19 protein-coding genes and 1 pseudogene are annotated in these 20,881 nt (G+C 55.1%); 11 read left to right on the forward strand and 9 right to left on the reverse strand.

The annotated features are described in order from the left end of the window. Positions 1 to 5: 5 nt before the first annotated feature. The 9 genes and pseudogenes from SIK97_RS10595 to glmS form a co-directional block, all read right to left on the reverse strand. Positions 6 to 1,658 carry a class I fumarate hydratase gene (locus SIK97_RS10595; protein WP_057173521.1) on the reverse strand — a complete coding sequence of 551 codons (1,653 nt, stop codon included), beginning with the start codon at positions 1,656 to 1,658 and terminating at the stop codon, positions 6 to 8. A gap of 11 nt (positions 1,659 to 1,669) precedes the next feature. Next, positions 1,670 to 2,671, reverse strand: coding sequence for a glutaminase A (glsA, locus tag SIK97_RS10600; protein WP_057173523.1), 1,002 nt, complete (start codon positions 2,669 to 2,671; stop codon positions 1,670 to 1,672). Positions 2,672 to 2,774: 103 nt separating this feature from the next. Beyond that, positions 2,775 to 4,053, reverse strand: a pseudogene (locus SIK97_RS10605) (dicarboxylate/amino acid:cation symporter); the annotation flags it as partial. A 168-nt stretch (positions 4,054 to 4,221) separates the two neighbouring features. After that, positions 4,222 to 4,539, reverse strand: a complete 318-nt coding sequence (locus SIK97_RS10610; RefSeq protein WP_025108137.1) for a DUF4387 domain-containing protein — start codon at positions 4,537 to 4,539, stop codon at positions 4,222 to 4,224. After that, complete coding sequence (locus SIK97_RS10615) at positions 4,536 to 5,906, reverse strand: acyclic terpene utilization AtuA family protein (protein WP_057173527.1); 1,371 nt, start codon at positions 5,904 to 5,906, stop codon at positions 4,536 to 4,538. Before SIK97_RS10615 ends, SIK97_RS10610 begins: the two co-directional genes overlap by 4 nt. A 3-nt stretch (positions 5,907 to 5,909) precedes the next feature. Further along, positions 5,910 to 7,151: a methylaspartate ammonia-lyase gene (locus SIK97_RS10620; RefSeq protein WP_025108135.1), complete on the reverse strand. Its 1,242-nt coding sequence runs from the start codon at positions 7,149 to 7,151 to the stop codon at positions 5,910 to 5,912. Beyond that, positions 7,151 to 8,596, reverse strand: coding sequence for a methylaspartate mutase subunit E (locus SIK97_RS10625; RefSeq protein ID WP_047724238.1), 1,446 nt, complete (start codon positions 8,594 to 8,596; stop codon positions 7,151 to 7,153). The genes SIK97_RS10620 and SIK97_RS10625 overlap by 1 nt, the downstream gene beginning before the upstream one ends. Positions 8,597 to 8,612: 16 nt before the next feature. Next, complete coding sequence (glmL, locus tag SIK97_RS10630) at positions 8,613 to 10,001, reverse strand: methylaspartate mutase accessory protein GlmL (RefSeq protein WP_032748772.1); 1,389 nt, start codon at positions 9,999 to 10,001, stop codon at positions 8,613 to 8,615. Further along, the gene (gene glmS, locus SIK97_RS10635) at positions 10,001 to 10,450 is read right to left on the reverse strand and encodes a methylaspartate mutase subunit S (RefSeq protein ID WP_004848951.1); all 450 of its coding nucleotides are present in this window, start codon (positions 10,448 to 10,450) and stop codon (positions 10,001 to 10,003) included. Before glmS ends, glmL begins: the two co-directional genes overlap by 1 nt. A gap of 1,225 nt (positions 10,451 to 11,675) precedes the next feature. Between glmS and cydA the strand changes: the two genes are divergently transcribed. The 11 genes from cydA (at position 11,676) to cpoB (ending at position 20,664) form a co-directional block, all read left to right on the forward strand. After that, a complete protein-coding gene (cydA, locus tag SIK97_RS10640; protein ID WP_004130574.1) occupies positions 11,676 to 13,244 on the forward strand; it encodes a cytochrome ubiquinol oxidase subunit I in 1,569 nt (522 codons plus the stop codon). Between the two features lie 15 nt (positions 13,245 to 13,259). Continuing rightward, complete coding sequence (gene cydB, locus SIK97_RS10645; protein WP_004848954.1) at positions 13,260 to 14,399, forward strand: cytochrome d ubiquinol oxidase subunit II; 1,140 nt, start codon at positions 13,260 to 13,262, stop codon at positions 14,397 to 14,399. Positions 14,400 to 14,414: 15 nt separating this feature from the next. Further along, complete coding sequence (gene cydX, locus SIK97_RS10650) at positions 14,415 to 14,528, forward strand: cytochrome bd-I oxidase subunit CydX (protein ID WP_004100325.1); 114 nt, start codon at positions 14,415 to 14,417, stop codon at positions 14,526 to 14,528. Then, a complete protein-coding gene (gene ybgE / locus SIK97_RS10655) occupies positions 14,528 to 14,818 on the forward strand; it encodes a cyd operon protein YbgE (protein WP_004100327.1) in 291 nt (96 codons plus the stop codon). Before cydX ends, ybgE begins: the two co-directional genes overlap by 1 nt. A 149-nt stretch (positions 14,819 to 14,967) precedes the next feature. After that, positions 14,968 to 15,372 carry a tol-pal system-associated acyl-CoA thioesterase gene (ybgC, locus tag SIK97_RS10660; protein WP_004100330.1) on the forward strand — a complete coding sequence of 135 codons (405 nt, stop codon included), beginning with the start codon at positions 14,968 to 14,970 and terminating at the stop codon, positions 15,370 to 15,372. After that, on the forward strand, positions 15,369 to 16,061 hold the full coding sequence (gene tolQ / locus SIK97_RS10665; protein WP_014228456.1) for a Tol-Pal system protein TolQ: 693 nt from the start codon (positions 15,369 to 15,371) through the stop codon (positions 16,059 to 16,061). Before ybgC ends, tolQ begins: the two co-directional genes overlap by 4 nt. A 3-nt stretch (positions 16,062 to 16,064) precedes the next feature. Continuing rightward, the gene (tolR, locus tag SIK97_RS10670; RefSeq protein ID WP_004130580.1) at positions 16,065 to 16,493 is read left to right on the forward strand and encodes a colicin uptake protein TolR; all 429 of its coding nucleotides are present in this window, start codon (positions 16,065 to 16,067) and stop codon (positions 16,491 to 16,493) included. A 105-nt stretch (positions 16,494 to 16,598) separates the two neighbouring features. Continuing rightward, on the forward strand, positions 16,599 to 17,921 hold the full coding sequence (gene tolA / locus SIK97_RS10675) for a cell envelope integrity protein TolA (RefSeq protein ID WP_057173529.1): 1,323 nt from the start codon (positions 16,599 to 16,601) through the stop codon (positions 17,919 to 17,921). A gap of 90 nt (positions 17,922 to 18,011) precedes the next feature. Further along, a complete protein-coding gene (gene tolB, locus SIK97_RS10680) occupies positions 18,012 to 19,304 on the forward strand; it encodes a Tol-Pal system beta propeller repeat protein TolB (RefSeq protein WP_004130584.1) in 1,293 nt (430 codons plus the stop codon). 34 nt (positions 19,305 to 19,338) lie between these two features. Further along, a complete protein-coding gene (gene pal / locus SIK97_RS10685) occupies positions 19,339 to 19,863 on the forward strand; it encodes a peptidoglycan-associated lipoprotein Pal (protein ID WP_004100337.1) in 525 nt (174 codons plus the stop codon). A gap of 9 nt (positions 19,864 to 19,872) precedes the next feature. Beyond that, the gene (gene cpoB / locus SIK97_RS10690; protein ID WP_032748780.1) at positions 19,873 to 20,664 is read left to right on the forward strand and encodes a cell division protein CpoB; all 792 of its coding nucleotides are present in this window, start codon (positions 19,873 to 19,875) and stop codon (positions 20,662 to 20,664) included. Positions 20,665 to 20,881: the final 217 nt, after the last annotated feature.

The raw sequence follows: 20,881 nt of genomic DNA on the forward strand, positions 1-20,881 counted from the left end.
GCTCCTTAGTGTCCTGCCGGACAGGTGGCGCAGCGGTGCTGCTGCTCGAACTGGCTAAAGAAGTTGTTGCCTTTGTCGTCAACCAGTACAAACGCGGGCAGATTTTCGACTTCCATCATCCATACCGCTTCCATGCCCAGCTCCGGATACTCCAGGCAGCGCAAACTTTTCACATACTGCTGCGCCAGCAGGGCCGCCGCGCCGCCGATGCTGCCGAGATTAAAGCCGCCGTGTTTATGGCAGGCCTCGGTCACCTGCTGGCTGCGGTTGCCTTTGGAAAGCATGATCAGACTGCCGCCCGCCGCCTGGAAAGCGTCAACATACCCATCCATGCGTCCGCCGGTGGTGGGGCCCAGCGAGCCGCAGGCCAGATTATTCGGCGTTTTCGCCGGGCCGGCATAGTAGACAATATGCTTGCGCATATACTCCGGCATCGGTTCGCCGTTATCCAGACGCGCTTTGATTTGGGCATGGGCGATGTCGCGGGCGACGACAATCGGACCGCTCAGCGACAGTCGGGTGCCCACGGGCAGGGCTGACAGGTCGTGGAGGATGTCGCGCAGCGGCCGGTTCAGATCGAGCTGGACGGTCTGCGCCCCGTTTTCTATGCGCTGAGAATCAGGGATAAACTTGCCCGGGTTATGTTCCAGCTTCTCCAGCCAGATGCCGTGTTTGTTGATTTTGGCTTTGATGTTTCGGTCGGCGGAGCAGGAAAGCGCCATTGCGATAGGGCAGGAGCCGCCGTGCCGCGGCAGGCGAATCACGCGAATGTCGTGGGCGAAGTATTTGCCGCCAAACTGTGCGCCGATGCCGAACTCGCGGCTGGCTTTGAGCAGCGCCGCTTCCAGCGACGTATCGCGAAACGCCTGGCCCAGTTCGTTTCCGCTGGTGGGCAGATTGTCGTAATATTTTGTCGAAGCCAGCTTCGCCACCTTCAACGCCTGGTCCGCCGACAGGCCCCCCACGACAAAGGCGATGTGGTACGGCGGGCAGGCGGCGGTGCCCAGCGCCTTCATTTTTTCAATCAGGAAGGCGGTGAGTTTTTCCGGCTGCAGAATAGATTTTGTTTCCTGAAATAGCGCGGCTTTGTTCGCCGAACCGCCGCCTTTATTGACGAAGAGGAAGCGGTATTCACTGCCCGGCACCGCGCTGATATCAATCTGCGCGGGCAGGTTGGTCTCGGTGTTGACCTCGGTATACATATCAAGGGGAGCATTTTGCGAATAGCGTAAATTGTTGTCCTGAAAGGTGGTGTAGATGCCCTGACTCAGAGCTTCCGCGTCGTTACCGCCGGTCCAGACGTTCTGGCCTTTGCTCGCGACGATGGTGGCGGTCCCGGTATCCTGGCAGTTTGGCAGCACGCCTTTTGCCGAGACTTCGGCGTTGCGCAGCAGCTGTAGCGCAACGTATTTATCGTTGCCGCTGGCCTGCGGGTCGTGCAGGATGCTGGCGATCTGCTTTAAGTGCCCGGCGCGCAGGAAAAACGACGCCTCATAAAATGCCTGCTGAGCCAGCAATGTTAACGCTTCCGGCGCAACCTTGATGACCTCTTCTCCATCTAACTCTGTCACCTTAACATGTTGATTCGTTAGCAGTTCATATTCGGTATTATCGTTGCTCTGAACAAAAAGTTCCTGCCAGACAAAGGGTTTCGACATTTTACTTCTCACTATTTCGCTAAAAAGAGATTGGCCCGCGTCGCATTCGCGACGTACTCGATGGTCTGCTGGGCGCGGACGCTGTTGCCGGCTGCATCCAGCGGAGGGGAGTAGACGGCGATAGCGTATTGCCCGGGAACGACGGCGACTATTCCGCCGCCAACGCCGGATTTTGCCGGGATACCGACGGTGTACAGCCATTTGCCGCTGCCGTCGTACAGCCCGGCGATCGCCATTTCCGCCAGCACCTGCGGGACGTAGCTGGCGGTGAGCAGCTGCTTGCCGTTGAACGGTGATCTGCCATTGTTGGCGAGTACGGCCCCCATTTTGGCGAGCTGCTCAACGGTGATATCCACCGAACACTGACGGGTGTAGATTTCGACGGCTTCCTGAGGGTCGCCATAGAAGCTGCGGTATGAATTCATCAGCATCGCCAGCGCCTGGTTATGCTGATTGGTCTCCATTTCGGATTGAAATACCGGCTCGTTAACGCTCAGGGAGCTGTCGGCCCAGGCGTTGAGGTTGTTGAGAATGTTGTTCCAGCGGTCGGTTTTGTCTTTCGCCGCAATCAGGCTCACGGTGCTCATGGCGCCGGCGTTGACTAACGGGTTCTCCGGCGCGCCTTGCGTGAGCTCCACGGCTAAGCCGGAATTGAAGGGCAGGCCGGTCGCGTTCGCGCCGAGTTTATCCAGCACCTCCTGCGGCCCGCGCTGCTCCATCGCCAGCGCCAGGGTGAAAACTTTACTTAAGGATTCCATCGGAAAGGCTTTTGTCACGTCGCCGGTCTGGTAAATTTTGCCTTCGACCGTCGCGAGCGTAATGGCGAAATTATTCGGGCTATAGCTCGCCAGGGCAGGGATATAATCGGCGACTTTACCGTCGTGATTACTCTTATATTTCTGATGCGCCTGCTCGATGATGCTGGCGTAGTCCGGCGCGTTTTGCGCCTGCGCGGCGGCGCTAAACAGTAAGCTGGCGGTTAAGATGCAGGTGCCAAGAAATTTCACGTTCATGGGGTGTCCCGTTGGGATGATTGGAGGGAACCGGGCCGGACGTATCCGGCCTGGGGCTCATAGCCATTTTGCTGTCAGGACATCGCCACTTCGGACGTTTCGCTGGCAGGGCGCTCCTGCTCCGGTTTTTTGACCGGGGCGGTGCCGCGGCAGCCTTCTCCGTAATGCTCGCCTTCCCAACGGCCAACGATGGCGGCGCCCATGGCGTTACTCATCACGTTGGTGGCGGAGCGACCCATATCGAGGAACGGGTCGACGCCCATCAGCAGGATCAGGCCCGCTTCCGGAATGTTGAACTGGTTCAGCGTCGCGGCGATAACCACCATTGAGGCGCGCGGCACGCCCGCCATCCCTTTGGAGGTCAGCATCAGGATCAGCAGCATGGTGATCTGCTCGCCCATGCTGAGGTGGACGTTACAGGCCTGGGCGATAAACACCGTGGCGAACGAGCAGTAGGCCATGGAGCCGACCAGGTTAAAGGAGTAACCGATGGGCAGAACGAAGCTGGCGATTTTGGAAGAGACGCCGAATTTTTCCAGCTTATCGAGGGTTCCTGGGAAGGCGGCTTCTGAGCTGGATGTGGTGAAGGCCAGCAGCGCGGGCTCGAAGATCGCTTTGGTCAGGCGGCTGATACATGGGCCGACAATCACCATCGACAGGCCAATCAGGATTGCCCACAGCATGCCCAGCGTCAGGTAGAACTCACCCATAAAGATCCCGGCGCTGACCATCACGCCCAGACCGCGCTCGGCAATCAGCCCGGAGATGGCGGCGAAAACGGTCAGCGGCGCGAACAGCATGACGTACCCTGTGAGCTTCAGCATCACGTGGACCAGCGAATCGAGCACCTTCACAATGGGCTCGGCTTTTTCGCCGATCGCCGCCAGGCTGCAGCCGAGGAAAATAGAGAACACCACGATTTGCAGAATTTCGTTGCGCGCCATCGCATCAACGATGCTGGTGGGTACCGCGTGCGAGATAAACACTTTCAGGGTGAAGGGCTCGGACTGAACGGCGGCCACGGCTCCGGCATCGTGGGGGACAAAGTTGATGCCCGCGCCTGGCTGGAACAGATTGACGATCACCAGACCCAGCGCAATCGACAGCAGCGAGGCGCAAATAAACAGGAAAAAGGTTTTAGAGAATATACGCCCGAGCGTTTTCGCATCGCCCATTTTGGCAATGCCGACCACCAGCGTTGATATTACCAGCGGGGCGATAATCATTTTTACCAGGCGTAAAAATATGGTGGTAAAAATGGAGATATCCTGCGCATAGGATTTTGCTGTATCTGCTGATGCCATATTATTAATGATCACCCCGGCAATCATGCCGAGTATCAGGCCTAATATGATCATTTTGGTTAAACTTATTTTTTTCATATTTACTCCATCGGAACAGGGTTAGTCGTGAAGTGGTGTAGGGCGGCGTACGCCTGCGCCAGGCAGCAGCGCAGACGTACCCCTGTGGTGACCAACCGCATAAATTGTCTGGAATACAGTGATACAGCGAAATCCTGTATACCAATGGATGTTGTTGTATTTTAGAAATTACAGGTCGAACTCAATACTTAATAACGGCGCATGCTGCTGAGCGCCATAAACATCATTGTCTCCGACGTTGCCGGAAATAATATCCCGCGGCATGACGATTTTTACCGCGTTGGCCGGATCGAACCAGATTATGCGATGAATAAAATCAGGCTTTACGTTATATAAGCCGGCAATAAGCTGCGGGGTTAATTGCTCAGAACGTTTGACCCGCTGATAATCTTCCCGGGTTTTAAATAAAATATCTAAAACCAGTTCATACGGTCCGGCGTTTTTGGAGCGGATCACCTGCGCCAGTGAGCATAGAGATTGTTTCATGCCTGAACTCCTTCTGGCGTCACCTGTTCGATATGGAAGTCAAAGCGCAGCGCGTCGCTGGCTTCGATCAGGTGATAGATTGAGAACTCATACACCGGACCGCTCTGAATATCGGAAGGTGAGAACGGGAAGGCGAGGTTGCCCGCGGTGGCAATGCGGTTTTCATAGCCGTAGTGCAGCAGGGTAGAGCGCACCAGCGAACAGACGCTGTTGGCGATATCCTGGGTTGGCGCAACGACATCAAGCAGGATACCCAGTTCGTGCCCGGCGGTTTTCATTGGTTCGTGATTGCCCATCACGCCGTTCTTTCCATACAGATGGAAGGTCATGCGGATGCTGTCATCGTTCAGGGAGAGGTTGCGTGCGACGCTGGTCTGTACCTCTTCAAGAATATTATCGATTCCGGCAATCATGATCGGGTCGCGCGTTCCGGCAATGGTCAGGCAGCGGAAGCCGACCCGCCGCGCGCCTTCCAGCTTCAGCGCGTACGGCGTCGCTTCATGACGAGAACCGCTGACGTAAACCTCGCCTTCGTTGACGGCTTTGAAGGTGCATCCTTTCAGGTTAAGCACGCCGCCCGGACCGGGCAGGAAATACGGATCGGACTTCTCGTACAGCGTATGCGCCGCCGCAGAGGTTTCGGTAAACTTACGCTTTGGATTAAACGCTTTCAGCGTAAAGCCGCTGTCGTCGATAATCCCCATGGCGCAGTCGGAACCGGAGCCCGGCGTGGCGGCAATGGCCGCGCATTCGAGGATCTTGCCGCAGTGCAGGGCGAGCCCCTCATCAAAGCCCTGCATAATCGGCAGCGCCGCGAAGCAGGCCGGATCGTACGCCCGGCCGCCAAGCACCACCTGGGCGCCGGCGGCGAGCGCCCGCTGAAAGGTTTCGATCCCCATCTGGGCGACGATATAGGTACTCTCTTCAATGGCCTCGTGGGTCAGTTCAGGCACAAAGTCCAGGGCGGTGATTTTGCCGTTATCCAGCGCCTGATGAATGATGGCTTTATCAACATCAGACGGGATCAGTGCCATGGAGAACGACAGTTTTTCTTCCTGCGCAATCTCATGGATAATCTGCCGACACCACTCCAGATGCGGCGCGGCGCCGGATCCTCCAGCGGTGCCGATCACCACCGGTATGTTGTTCTTCACGCCGGCGACGATCATATAGCGCAGATCGCGTTTCACCCCGGCCCGGTCGGTAAAAGGTTTGCCTGCCCCCAGATAGTGGGGGCCGGGATCGGATGAACCGGCGTCAACGGCAATCAGATCCGGGGACTCCGCCATGGCTTTAAGAAAGCTCTCTTCCGGGAAGCCATAGCCGAGGATTGCCGTCGGCGATAAGATCTTAAAGGTACGAGCCATCTCTTAATCCTTAGTCTGCAACAGCGCGATGGTGCGGTTCATTTCGTTAAACACGATGTTAAGACCTTCGTCGAAGCCCATGCCCGGCTTGATCAACATGCGCATCGGACGCGCGGCCAGCGCGACGTGAACGCAGGTGCGGGCGCTGATCTCGGTTTCGTTACAGGTACCGCCCTGATAGGCTTCCATCGCGTGTTTGTTGCAGTACAGCACCGCGTCCACGATGTTATGAATGCCGCCGAGATCCGGGGTTTTGATCTGCACCATGTGGCAGCTGCCGGCATCGGTAAAGTCAACGATATCCTGGTAGGTGTTACACCACTCGTCGGCGACAATTTTTACGCCGGAACCGAGGCGGGTCAGCTCTTTGGTAATGGCCGTGAGCATACGGATCTGGTCCGGTTTATTACCCGCATCCACCGGGCCTTCTATGTAGAGCGGCAGGCCCTGCGCCTCTTGCTCCAGGCTGGCGATATAGTCGGCGCAGCGAACCGGATCCATATCGAAAATCAGGCCGATGGTGCCGTACACGTCGATATGCAGCGTGGGGCGATAGCGGGGGCTGGTGCGCAGGCTTAAGATGCGGTCGGACAGCCAGCGGACATACTCACGCAGTTTTTCCCCTTTCAGACCCAGCTTCTCTTCGACGTTGTTAATGAGCGCATGCGGCAGGACGTCAACGCCTTTGAGGATCATTTTGTCCACGGCGATGTAGCGGTCGTCGCCGCTCTGACCAAATAACGGAATCGCTTCCGGTATGCAGGGCAGCTGCCATTCGTCGCAAACCACCTCCGCCTTCAGGCGGCCGCTGGCCAGCGCGGTGGCGTCGAGCAGCGCCTGGGAAAGACCGTAGCGGACGGCGGTATGCAGCAGATGACCGTCGATGCGCAGCTTGTCGAAGAAGCGGGCGTTCGGCAGGAAGGTATCGACATCGCGGCCCTCCAGCAGCGGTTTGATATGATCGTTGAGGAACGGGATAAAGTTCTCCGCCAGGAACAGCGGGTCGCGGCCGCCCGCGCCGGAGTACTGTACGGCGGCACAGTCACCGACCGCCACCGCGCCGTTTTCCAGAATCAGCTGGACGGATACGCATTCACCCGCCTGGCGTACCGAGGTGAAGCCTGGCGTTACCGGAGCACCGGTATAAATGAACCCATCATGACCCGCGCCGTTTTTGATCGCCTGCTGATCGTCAAAATAGAATGAAGAGTAGCCAGCGGTGAAAAGGGCCTGTTTAATTTTCATTATGGTCTTCCTATTAATTTACTGTGGGATACCGCGTTGATGTCATCAACAACCATCTGGAATGAGGGTTTGCGTCCTTCAAATTGCGCACGTTCAGCGACGTAATCGTGGTGCAGGGCGAGGATGTCCTTCGGCAGCGGAACCGCGCCGGCTTCAAGCACGCGAATGGCGCCGGCATTGTCGCGAACCGGCAAAATTTTGCCCGCGTTGCAGGATGCGGGGGCAAAAGGCACGTCCAGGACGCCCGCTTCAAAGGCCAGCACCGTACCGCGGGCGATGTCGCCGTTGCCCAGCTCGAATACTTTCTTCAGCACCGCGCGAACCTCGCTTTTTATCAGCTCCACTTCCTGCTCAACCGCGGCGCAGGGCGGGAACTTCTGATCGCTGACCATATTGAGCATCTGGCGGGATGCCCTCAGCCCCTGCGCGTTGGCCGCCGCGGTGGGAATACCGAACGCTTCATGCGGGCTCTTGGTGATCACTTTGGTGGCGCCGGACATCCCGGCTACCGCCGCGCCCCAGGAGATAATGGCAAAGGCTTTTGATTCATCTTCCGGAAAGCCGCCCATCCACTGGTGGAAGACGGTACTCAGCTCATAATCGTCGAATCCGTAATTGCCAAAGTATTCGTGGGAGAGTTCGCGAAGAGATTTAATCGCCGCGATGTCCTGGGTGAGGCTGCCGACCTGGCCGTAGCCGACGGTGATTGACTTGACGCCCTGTTCCAGCGCCAGCAGACCTTCGATAATGGCCACCGCGTGGGACATAAACGGTGGGATCAGGGTGCCGGTCAGCGGGCCGAACGGTTCGCGGTTAATACGAATGCCGTGTTCTTCATACAGGCCCATCAGGCGGTCGCAGTACTGCCAGTCGCGAATCGACTTCTCCAGGGTGACGCGCTTGGCGTAGGGAATGTTGTAGGAGATACCGCCGCCTTCGTAGCTAGTAAAGCCGCTGGCCATGGAGATTTCCGCCAGCAGGCGCGCGTCTGGCGTACCGTGACGTACCTGGACCGGTTTTTCCAGCGCTTCGGTCATCCGGCGGCAGGCGGCGACGCCGTGGTTAACCACCGGCAAACCATTCAGTTTGGAGGTTCCCGCCTCGATGGATTTCTGTATGCCGACCGCCGCTTCTTCGTAACGGTTGAGGCGGGTATAGGCATCGATGGTGCTGGGCAGCAGATCGCACTCTTCCTGCAGGGTTTTGAGCAGCGCAATATGTTCATCCATCAGCGCCACGCCCGCGCGCGGCTGGCTCAGGGTTTTACCCTCCTGGTCGGCCTTAAGCAGAGCGTGAGAAAAGCGTTTTTTCTCAGGAATGGTTTGCTGGTACTTCACGCCATCTTCGAAGTGCTCAACGTCCTTGCCGGTATGCCAGGTCTGCAATACCTGATGCCGCTCGGTCATGAATTCGTCGTGGGTTAATTTTTTATTTCGAAGTTCCATTCGTAGCTGCCTTCATTTATAGGGTTAAACAGTGAATGCTGGTGCGAGCGGCGAGCTCGGGGTAGAGCCTGGCAACGTTTGCCAGCAGCGGAAGCAGGCCTTTTGCATCGCGGTAATAATCAAACCGGGTTGGCAGAAGAATGCGTCTGCCGTCGTCATCCAGTTCGCGGTATTTCAGCCAGCGGTGGATGTCGAAGCCGCTGGCGCGGGAGAGCCATCCACCGGAACCGACGACTTTGCGCACGGGGGTCAGATCGCGGCCCATCTGTAAATCGACGTTGCCCACGCAGGTGCAGACCTGCTTTTTCGTGCCCGCGTGGCGTTCGCTGGCGTAGCCGACGCACAGCCCGGCCAGCACGGTGTCGAAATATTTTTCTTCCTCGTTGAGCGGCAGATAATCCGGCTGAGCGACCAGATGGCGCAGGTAGCGGTAAAAGGCCTCCTGATGCTGCGGCTGGTGGGCAAACACCACGTTCACCAGCTCCTGAGTACTTTCACCGACCACGACAGCTGAAACGCGCATGCCGAGATCGCCTTCTACCGTACGTTTAACAAACGGTTCCGGAACCCCGTGCAGAACGGTATCCGGAGAGAGCGTGTTGGCGCTGGCGGAGTAGACGTCGGTGGTGGCGCCGCCCATATCGATCAGCATGAACTCTTTCCACGCGCTGTCGTAATGGCTGATGGTTTTTACCAGCTCGTAGACGGTCCACGGCGTTGGCATCGGCTCTTCGCCGGTTTCCGCGACAATCACGTCCAGCCCTTTACCTTTGACGATTCGGGATAAGAAGACATCGCAAATCGCCTTGCGGGCAGCGTAGGGATTAGGGTGATCGAGATCGGGCAGAATGTTGTCTACCGTGGTCAAATCTTTGTGGCCAAGGATGGCCTGAACCTCGTCCTGAATATCCCGGTTTCCGGCATAGATAATGGCGCAGTCGAGCGTTGACTCCGCCAGCGCATGGGCGTTGGCCAGGCCGTAGCTCTCCTCGCCGCCGTCGGTTCCGCCGGTAAACAGCAGGATATCCGGCGGCGTGGCTTCCAGCGCCTGGATATCGTGGCGGTTGAGTTTGTAGGCGTAGTATTGGGCGATTTTGGCCCCCGCCGAGTGGGCGGTGACTTTTGCTGATTCCAGGGTGATGGACGGCACCAGACCCATCGCGGCAACGGCAAGACCGCCTTTTGCCGATGAAGAGTATTTCAGCGTGACGTCACCGCGGTGCAGCAACGGGCGCGCATCGGCAACGTTAAGCACCCGGTTCAGGCTGGCAAAAAAGCCTTCCGCCAGGTGATGGGTAGTGGTCGGGGTCAGAACGTGGTTTACCAGCGTCAGCTCATCCCCCTCCTGTGCGAAGAGGGCCGCTTTGGTCCACGTCGAGCCGATATCGACAGAGACGGTTTGCATCAGATAGCCTCTTCCAGACACTGCTGTTCAACGCCGTGGCGCTGGTTGATATCGTTCGCCATCAGCCTGCAGACGTCTTCCAGATCGTGGCTTGGGGCAAAGACGCGATTGAAGCCCATCTCTTTGAATTTGGCCTCGACGTCGGCAAAATCATGCTTACCGACCACCAGGTTGCCGCCAACGTAAAGAAGAATATCGCCGATACCCCGTTCGATGCAGCGTTCGCGCAGTCCCAGGCAGTCGATATCGCCGTGGCCGTAAATAGACGACACAACGATGGCGTCCGCGCCGGTTTCGATAGCGGCATCGATATATTCATCCTGACTGACCATCACCCCCAGATTGATTACGCGAAAATCATGGGCAGTAAAAACGCGGTCCAGGACTTTGTTGCCTACTGCATGGCAGTCAGCACCAATGACGCCAATAACAAGTGTTGATTTCTTCATGGGTAATCCTCTGTAAGGCTGATGGTATAAAAATAAAAACGACTTTCTAATATTTGCAGCGTTGATGATGGCCGCCTGTTAATAGGGCTGGAGTGTCTGTGGTTCGAAGGGGGGAAGCAATTGATCTATTTTCAGAATATCTTTCAAAAAAGTCTTGTTTTTGATTTTTCTTTAAAAAATCCTTTTGTATCATGATGTTGTTAGTTTTTTTTATTGTCTGGGGTTATTTCTGTTCAGATCTTTTTAATAAATAGATTGCGATGTTTGTGAGCAAGGTCTTATTTTATATTTTGCGTTTACTTTGCCTTGATAATAAGCGGTAAATACAATTCTTTAAATTTTTCTGTGAGCATAGTAACGGTATTTATGTGCTGTTTTTTATATGCGTCTCGGCGAATTTGTTAGATTAAAGATATAAAATGGTGATTTGTTTATTTAATATTTCATTTTTGTTGATGGCGGAGTGGGGCAGGAGAGCAGCTGTCCGGCGTGGATAAAAGCGCAGGAGAAAAGCCTGCTGCAGAAGAGCAGGGTGCGTTGCGTCACAAAACGACGAGAAAGAGAATGTACGCCGCATTTACTTGATAATGAGATAGTTACGCATCTGTGTTAATTGAAAGTAAAAGCAATGATAAATGTAATAAGCAAAAAAATTTAGGGCATTAACTTGATAAAAAAAATCTGTGAGCTACACGACATTGTCAGCTGGTGCCCGGATTAATGCGCCCAGCGCTCATCCCATTAAATTCCCCTCCGCGGCGAAATAAATGGACTATCATTTTCAGTAACCGTTGATACTCTTGAAAAACATATTGTTAACCTAGTGTTTACCTGTACGGTACACGGTATACATAATTAACATTTAAAATGAAAATTGATTTAAATCAATGTTTAAAACTTGGAAAAGGTCACGAAATGGAGTTAAATTGTCGCGGATCAAATTGACCGAAATCTGGTATTTTCGCTATAAATTGATCGCTGTCGAAAACTGCAAATTTATCACAATAAAAACCTATTTATTGTAAGGGTTTTGCAGCGTAATATAATCACGGGATCAATTTGGGTGTTTTGTTAACATGTTTGTAACTTCTCATTACTATCGTTTTCTTGCATGAGAAAACGGGCGTGACGAGAAGAAGCAAATAAATTTGTATTGGGGCATGCGTGTGACCCTTTCTAACGGGGTTCACTCTCGGAGTCTTCATGCGATGAGCAAGGAGTCATGATGTTAGATATAGTCGAACTGTCGCGCTTACAGTTTGCCTTGACCGCGATGTACCACTTCCTGTTTGTGCCGCTGACGCTAGGTATGGCGTTCCTGCTGGCCATCATGGAAACGGTCTACGTCCTTTCCGGCAAACAGATTTATAAAGATATGACCAAGTTCTGGGGCAAGTTGTTTGGTATCAACTTCGCGCTGGGTGTGGCAACCGGTCTGACCATGGAGTTCCAGTTCGGGACTAACTGGTCTTACTACTCTCACTATGTGGGCGATATCTTCGGTGCGCCGCTGGCCATTGAAGGTTTGATGGCCTTCTTCCTCGAATCTACCTTTGTCGGTCTGTTCTTCTTCGGTTGGGATCGTCTGGGCAAAGTTCAGCACATGGCCGTGACCTGGCTGGTGGCGCTGGGCTCCAACCTGTCGGCGCTGTGGATCCTCGTCGCTAACGGCTGGATGCAGAACCCGATTGCGTCGGACTTCAACTTTGAAACCATGCGTATGGAGATGGTCAGCTTCTCTGAGCTGGTCCTGAACCCGGTTGCTCAGGTTAAGTTCGTTCATACCGTGGCGTCAGGCTACGTGACCGGCGCGATGTTCATTCTTGCCATCAGCTCTTGGTATATGCTCAAAGGCCGCGACTTCGCTTTTGCAAAGCGCTCCTTCGCTATCGCAGCCAGCTTCGGTATGGCGGCGATTCTCTCCGTTATCGTTCTCGGTGATGAATCCGGCTACGAAATGGGCGACGTGCAGAAAACCAAACTGGCGGCTATCGAAGCTGAATGGGAAACTCAGCCTGCTCCGGCGGCCTTTACCCTGTTTGGTATTCCCGATCAGAAGGCGCAGGAGAACCGCTTCGCGATTCAAATTCCTTACGCGCTGGGCATCATTGCGACTCGCTCCGTGGATAAACAGGTTACCGGCCTGAAAGACCTCATGGTTCAGCACGAAGAGCGTATCCGTAACGGGATGAAAGCTTACGCGCTGCTGGAACAGCTGCGTGCCGGTTCAACCGACCAGGCCGTGCGCGATCGCTTTAACGACGTGAAGAAAGATCTGGGCTACGGTCTGCTGCTGAAACGCTATACCGACAACGTCTCTGACGCGACGGAAGAGCAGATTGCTCTGGCGACCAAGGACTCTATTCCTGCCGTGGCGCCGCTCTACTTCGCCTTCCGTATCATGGTAGCGTGCGGCGTGCTGATGCTGTTGATTATCGGCGCCTCCTTCTGGAGCGTGATTCGCAACCGCATCGGTGAGAAAAAATGGCTGCTGCGCGCCGCGTTCTATGGCCTGCCGCTGCCGTGGATTGCCGTTGAATCGGGCTGGTTTGTCGCCGAATATGGCCGTCAGCCGTGGGCTATTGGTGAGGTGCTGCCGACGGCCGTCGCGAACTCGTCGCTGACCGCGGGCGACCTGATCTTCTCTATGGTGCTGATTTGTGGCCTGTACACGCTGTTCCTGGTGGCTGAACTGTTCCTCATGTTCAAGTTTGCCCGTAAAGGACCAAGCAGCCTGAAAACCGGTCGCTATCACTTTGAACAGTCCTCTGCGGCTATTCAGTCGGCACGCTAAGACAGGAGTCGTCAAATGATCGATTATGAAGTATTGCGTTTTATCTGGTGGCTGCTGATTGGCATTTTGCTTATTGGTTTTGCCGTCGCCGATGGCTTCGACATGGGGGTGGGGATGCTCACCCGTTTCCTCGGTCGTAACGACACCGAGCGTCGAATTATGATTAACGCCATTGCCCCGCACTGGGACGGAAACCAGGTGTGGCTGATCACCGCCGGCGGCGCGCTGTTTGCCGCCTGGCCAATGGTCTACGCCGCCGCGTTTTCCGGCTTCTATGTGGCCATGATCCTGGTGCTGGCGTCTTTATTCTTCCGTCCGGTGGGTTTCGACTACCGCTCGAAGATTGAGGATAACCGCTGGCGTAACATGTGGGACTGGGGCATCTTCGTCGGCAGCTTCGTGCCGCCGCTGGTGATTGGCGTGGCGTTCGGCAACCTGCTGCAGGGCGTACCGTTCCACGTTGATGAATATCTGCGCCTGTACTACACCGGTAACTTCTTCCAGCTGCTGAATCCGTTTGGCCTGCTGGCCGGTATTGTTAGCGTGGCGATGATCCTGACGCAGGGCGCGACCTATCTGCAGATGCGTACCGTGGGTGAACTGCACCTGCGCACCCGCTCCGTGTCTACGGTGGCGGCGCTGGTGACGCTGGTCTGCTTCGCGCTGGCGGGCGTTTGGGTCTACTACGGTATCGACGGTTATGTTGTGAAATCGGTGATGGATCATACCGGCCCGTCTAACCCGCTGACCAAAGAAGTCGCGCGTGAAGCCGGCGCGTGGATGGTGAACTTTAATAACATGCCGGCGCTGTGGGCGATTCCTGCTCTGGGCGTGGCGCTGCCGCTGCTGACCGTCATCTCGACAAAAGCGGATAAAGGCGCATGGGCGTTTCTGTTCTCCTCGCTGACGCTGGCGTGCATCATTCTGACTGCCGGTATCGCCATGTTCCCGTTCATTATGCCATCAAGCACGGCGATGAACGCGAGCCTGACCATGTGGGATGCGACCTCCAGCCAGCTGACGCTGAACCTGATGACTTACGTGGCGATTGTCTTCGTACCGATTATTCTGGCCTACACCGCCTGGTGTTACTGGAAAATGTTCGGTCGCATCACTCGCGAAGACATCGAAAAGAACACCCACTCGCTGTACTAAGGTAAGGAGCTATATATGTGGTATTTCGCATGGATTTTGGGAACGCTTCTTGCCTGTGCTTTTGGGGTGATTACCGCGCTGGCGCTTGAGCACGTGGAAGCCACCAAAGCAGGTAAAGAAGAACACTGATGAGTATTATCGCGACTCTTTACGCGATAATGGACAAGCGCCCGTTAAGGGCGCTTTCCTTATTGATGGCGCTGGCGCTAGCGGGCTGCATCTTCTGGGATCCGTCGCGCTTTGCGGCCAAAACCAGCGAGCTGGAAATCTGGCACGGCTTCCTGCTGATGTGGGCGGTTTGTACCGGCGTTATCCACGGCGTGGGCTTCCGCCCGCGCGCCATTCACTGGCAGGGAATTTTTTGTCCGCTTATCGCTGATATTGTGCTCGTTTTGGGCCTGTTCTTTTTCTTCTTTTGAATAAGAAATCTCTGTTAACTATATGGGCTTGCATAAGCCCATAAAAATTTACTCCTCGTTTACTTTCTCCCATTCCAAACCACGATTCCCGCGCGTATAGTAGCGAAGTTTGAAAGCACTAACCTTTTGTTGCATTACCGGGATGTAAAGTGAATACAACGCTGTTTCGATGGCCGGTTCGGGTCTATTACGAAGACACCGACGCCGGTGGTGTGGTTTACCACGCCAGCTACGTCGCTTTCTATGAAAGAGCACGCACAGAGATGCTGCGCCATCATCACTTCAGCCAACAGGTTTTGCTGGCTGAACGAGTTGCCTTTGTGGTTCGCAAAATGACGCTGGAGTATTTTGCGCCCGCCAGACTCGACGACATGCTCGAAATCCAGACGGAGATAACCTCAATGCGAGGAGCTACCCTGGTTTTCACGCAGCGAATCGTCAACGCCGAGAACGTCGTTTTGAATGAAGCTGAGGTTCTTATCGTGTGCGTTGATCCACTCTTAATGAAGCCTCGTGCGCTTCCCAAGTCTATTGTCGCGGAGTTTAAGCAGTGACTGAGATGAATATCCTTGATTTGTTCCTGAAGGCGAGCCTTCTGGTTAAACTTATCATGTTGATTTTAGTTTGTTTTTCCATCGCCTCCTGGGCCATCATTATTCAGAGAACGCGTATCCTCAATTCGGCGTCACGTGAGGCCGAAGCGTTTGAAGATAAGTTCTGGTCCGGTATCGAGCTTTCTCGTTTGTACCAGGAAAGCCAGGGTCGTCGCGATAATCTGACCGGTTCGGAACAAATCTTCTACAGCGGCTTCAAAGAGTTTGCGCGTCTGCATCGTGCGAACAGCCATGCGCCGGAAGCGATTGTCGAAGGGGCGTCGCGCGCCATGCGTATTTCGATGAACCGCGAGCTGGAAACCCTGGAAACCCACATCCCGTTCCTCGGTACGGTGGGTTCTATCAGCCCATATATCGGTCTGTTTGGTACCGTATGGGGGATCATGCATGCCTTTATCGCGCTGGGCGCGGTAAAACAGGCGACGCTGCAAATGGTCGCGCCGGGTATCGCAGAAGCGCTCATCGCGACGGCAATTGGTCTTTTTGCCGCTATCCCGGCGGTTATGGCCTATAACCGTCTGAACCAGCGCGTGAACAAACTTGAGCTGAACTACGACAACTTTATGGAAGAGTTCACCGCCATTCTGCACCGTCAGGCGTTTACCAGCAGCGAAAGCAATAAGGGGTAAGCCATGGCCAGAGCACGTGGACGCGGACGTCGCGAACTGAAGTCCGAGATCAACATCGTTCCGCTGCTGGATGTCCTGTTGGTGCTGTTGCTGATCTTTATGGCGACAGCGCCGATCATTACGCAGAGCGTAGAGGTCGACCTACCGGACGCAACGGAGTCGCAGGCGGTGAAAAGCAACGATGAGCCGCCGGTGATCGTTGAAGTCTCCGGCGTCGGGCAGTACAGCGTGAAAGTTGGCCCGGAAACGTTATCGCAGCTGCCGCCGGAACAGGTTATTGCGGAAGCCAGGCGTCGACTTGAGGCGAATGAGAAAACGGTGTTCCTGATCGGCGGTGCTAAAGAGGTGCCATACGATGAGATTATTAAAGCGCTTAACCTGTTGCACAGCGCAGGGGTTAAATCGGTTGGCTTGATGACCAAGCCGATCTAATCGCTCGCAATATGCACGCCCGTCAGCACGTCGGCTTTGGGACAACAGCGTCTCGTGGCCGACGTCATATAACGGGAACAGGCGAACAGTTTTTGGGAACCGATAGTGTCAAAGGCAACCGAACAAAACGACAAGCTTAAACGAGCGATCATAGTATCAGTCGCGCTGCACATCGTATTGATAGCGCTGCTGATCTGGAGTTCGTTTGACGAGCATCTGGATGCTTCTGCCGGGGGTGGCGGAGGTTCCTCTATCGATGCGGTAATGGTCGATCCGGGGGCGGTTGTGAAGAATTATGACCGCCAACAGCAGCAGCAGGCCAGCGCCCGCCGCGCCGCCGAGCAGCGTGAAAAGCAGGCTCAGCAGCAGGCGGAAGAGCTACGTGAAAAACAGGCCGCCGAGCAGGAACGGCTGAAACAGCTGGAACAGGATCGTCTACAGGCGCAGGAAGCGGCTAAAGAGGCGAAAGAACAGCAGAAACAGGCGGAAGAAGCCGCGGCGAAAGCCGCCGCAGCGGCAAAAGCCAAAGCGGACGCACAGGCGAAAGAGGCGCAGGAAGCTGCCGCCAAAGCCGCCGCTGATGCAAAAGCGAAGGCCGATGCGCAGGCGAAAGCAGCCGAAGCCGCCGCGGCGAAAGCGGCGGCGGATGCGAAGAAACAGGCGGAAGCAGAAGCCGCGAAAGCGGCCGCGGACGCGCAGAAAAAAGCCGAAGCCGATGCGGCGAAGAAAGCTCAGCAGGACGCCGAGAAGAAAGCGCAGCAGCAGGCAGAGAAAAAAGCGCAGCAGGAAGCGGCGAAACAGGCCGCTGCTGAAAAAGCTGCCGCCGAAAAAGCGGCAGAAAAAGCCGCCGCGCAGAAAGCCGCTGCTGAGAAAGCGGCAGCCGAGAAAGCCGCCGCAGCGGAAAAAGCCGCCGCCGAGAAAGCCGCGGCAGCCAAAGCAGCAGCAGCAGAGAAGGCCGCCGCAGACAAAGCGGCGAAAGCCGCCGCCGCTAAGGCAGCAGCCGCGAAGAAAGCCGCTGCGGCCAAAGAGGCCAACGGCGTTGACGATCTGCTCGGCGACCTGAGCTCCGGTAAGAATGCTCCGAAAACCGGAAACCCATCAAAAGGGAGTGGTGCTAATTCAGGCAAATCCTCTTCGGCTGGGGCGGCAACTGGTGCAGAACTTAGTGGGTATGCAAGCCAAATTACGGGGGCAATATCCAGGAATTTCCATGACTACAAGTCATATATCGGAAAGCAGTGTGTTCTTAGATTGAATCTAAATCCCGATGGATCGCTGATTGGTATCACATCCGAAGGTGGGGATGAGGCTCTATGTACAGCAGCTAAAACTGCGGCAAGGTTAGCTAATTTACCTAAGCCCCCAAGTGATGCGGTCTATAATGCAGTAAAAAATAATCAGCTTGTTGTGAAATTTATTCCGCAATAGAGCATGGTTTAACAAGTAGTTTTGTGTATTTGAGTTTGTTAACATTCTGCTAAATTATCGTGGGCTTTTCGCCTGGATAAGGGAGATATGATGAAGCAGGCATTACGAGTAGCATTTGGTTTTTTAATGCTGTGGGCGGCAGTGCTGCACGCAGAAGTACGCATCGAGATTACCCAAGGGGTCGACTCGGCACGCCCAATCGGCGTTGTGCCGTTCCAGTGGGCGGGGCAGGGTGCTGCTCCGGAAGATGTGGGCGGTATCGTGGCGGCTGACCTGCGCAACAGCGGCAAGTTTAACCCGCTCGATCGCTCTCGCCTGCCTCAGCAGCCAGGTAGCGCTCAGGAAGTGCAGCCGGCGGCATGGTCTGCGCTGGGCATTGACGCCGTCGTGGTTGGTCAGGTGACGCAAAACCCTGACGGTTCCTACAACGTGGCGTACCAGCTGGTTGATACCGGCGGCGCGCCGGGTACCGTACTTGCGCAGAACTCCTTTAAAGTCACGAAACAGTATCTGCGCTATGCCGCACATGCTGCCAGCGACGCCGTATTTGAGAAGCTGACCGGTATTAAGGGCGCCTTCCGTACCCGTATCGCCTACGTGGTACAGACCAACGGCGGTCAGTTCCCGTACGAGCTGCGCGTGTCCGACTACGACGGCTACAATCAGTTCCTCGTTCACCGTTCAACCCAGCCGCTGATGTCTCCGGCATGGTCTCCGGACGGCGCGAAGCTGGCCTACGTGACCTTTGAAAGCGGACGCTCTGCGCTGGTTGTGCAGACGCTGGCTAACGGCTCCGTTCGTCAGATTGCTTCGTTCCCGCAGCATAACGGCGCGCCGGCGTTCTCGCCGGACGGCAGCAAACTGGCTTTCGCTCTGTCGAAAACCGGTAGCCTGAACCTGTACGTGATGGACCTGGGATCTGGCCAGATTCGTCAGGTGACCAACGGTCGCAGCAATAACACCGAACCAAGCTGGTTCCCGGATAGCCAGAACCTGGCCTTTACTTCCGACCAGGCCGGTCGTCCGCAGGTGTATAAAGTCAATATTAATGGCGGCACGCCGCAGCGTATTACCTGGGAAGGTTCACAAAACCAGGACGCTGACGTGAGCGCTGATGGTAAAACTATGGTAATGGTAAGCTCGGCCGGTGGTCAGCAGCACATTGCCAAACAAGATCTGGAAGCGGGTGGTGTGCAGGTTCTGTCATCAACGTTTTTAGATGAAACGCCAAGTCTGGCACCTAACGGCACTATGGTAATCTACAGCTCTTCTCAGGGGATGGGATCCGTGCTGAATCTGGTTTCTACAGATGGGCGTTTCAAAGCGCGTCTTCCGGCAACTGATGGACAGGTAAAATCACCTGCCTGGTCGCCGTATCTGTGATAATAAATAATTGATTATTAAAGGAATCAAAGAAATGCAACTGAACAAAGTGCTGAAAGGGCTGTTGATCGCTCTGCCGGTTATGGCAATCGCGGCGTGTTCGTCTAACAAGAACGCCAGCAACGACCAGAGCGGTGAAGGCATGCTGGGTGCCGGCACTGGTATGGACGGTAACGCTAACGGCGGCAACATGTCTTCCGAAGAGCAGGCTCGTCTGCAGATGCAACAGCTGCAGCAGAACAATATCGTTTACTTCGATCTGGACAAATACGATATCCGTTCTGACTTCGCTGCCATGCTGGACGCGCACGCAAACTTCCTGCGCAGCAACCCGTCCTACAAAGTGACCGTAGAAGGTCATGCGGATGAGCGTGGTACGCCGGAATACAACATCGCTCTGGGTGAGCGTCGTGCTAACGCCGTTAAGATGTATCTGCAGGGCAAAGGTGTTTCTGCTGACCAGATCTCCATCGTTTCTTACGGTAAAGAAAAACCTGCAGTACTGGGCCACGACGAAGCGGCTTACGCCAAAAACCGTCGCGCCGTACTGGTTTACTAAGAGAATTGCATGAGCAGTAACTTCAGACATCATCTATTGAGTCTGTCGTTACTGGTTGGCATAGCGGCCCCCTGGGCCGCTTTTGCTCAGGCGCCAATCAGTAGTGTCGGCTCAGGCTCGGTCGAAGACCGCGTCACTCAACTCGAGCGTATTTCCAATGCGCACAGCCAGCTTTTAACCCAACTCCAGCAACAACTCTCCGATAATCAGTCCGATATTGATTCCCTGCGCGGTCAAATTCAGGAAAGCCAGTATCAGCTGAATCAGGTTGTTGAGCGCCAGAAGCAGATCCTGCTGCAGATCGACGGTCTGAGCAGCGGTGGCGGCGCAGCGGGAGCGCAAACCCAGACGCCAGCGGGCGATCAGGGCGCTGCGGCTAGCGGGACGGCGCCAGCGGCCTCGTCAGGCGCCCCGGCGCAGACCGGTGATGCCAATACCGATTACAACGCGGCTATCGCGCTGGTGAAGGATCCCTCTCGCCAGGACGATGCGATGACGGCTTTCCAGAACTTCGTCAAAAAGTACCCCGATTCAACGTATCAGCCGAACGCCAACTACTGGCTTGGTCAGCTGAATTACAACAAGGGTAAAAAGGACGATGCGGCGTACTATTTCGCTTCCGTGGTGAAAAACTACCCTAAATCCCCGAAGGCGCCCGACGCAATGTTTAAAGTCGGCGTGATCATGCAGGACAAAGGCGATACCGCAAAAGCGAAGGCGGTTTACCAGCAGGTGGTCAGTAAATTTCCTGGCACCGACGGGGCCAAACAAGCGCAAAAACGCCTTAACGCACTCGGATGATTATGGCATGACCAGAAATCGCATCATTTCTGGTCTTGTCGCATGAATCCTAAGCAGTTAAGCAATCTTTATCTAAATTGTTGTTGCGCTGAATTCTGAAATCAGTAATATATGCCGCCGTTGCCAAGGGATATCGAACAAGCCCAAAGCGGCGAAAATAGTGGGTCGTTAGCTCAGTTGGTAGAGCAGTTGACTTTTAATCAATTGGTCGCAGGTT

Source organism: Klebsiella sp. JN_Kp126 (assembly GCF_033843325.1).
In the GTDB taxonomy this organism is placed as follows: domain Bacteria; phylum Pseudomonadota; class Gammaproteobacteria; order Enterobacterales; family Enterobacteriaceae; genus Klebsiella; species Klebsiella michiganensis.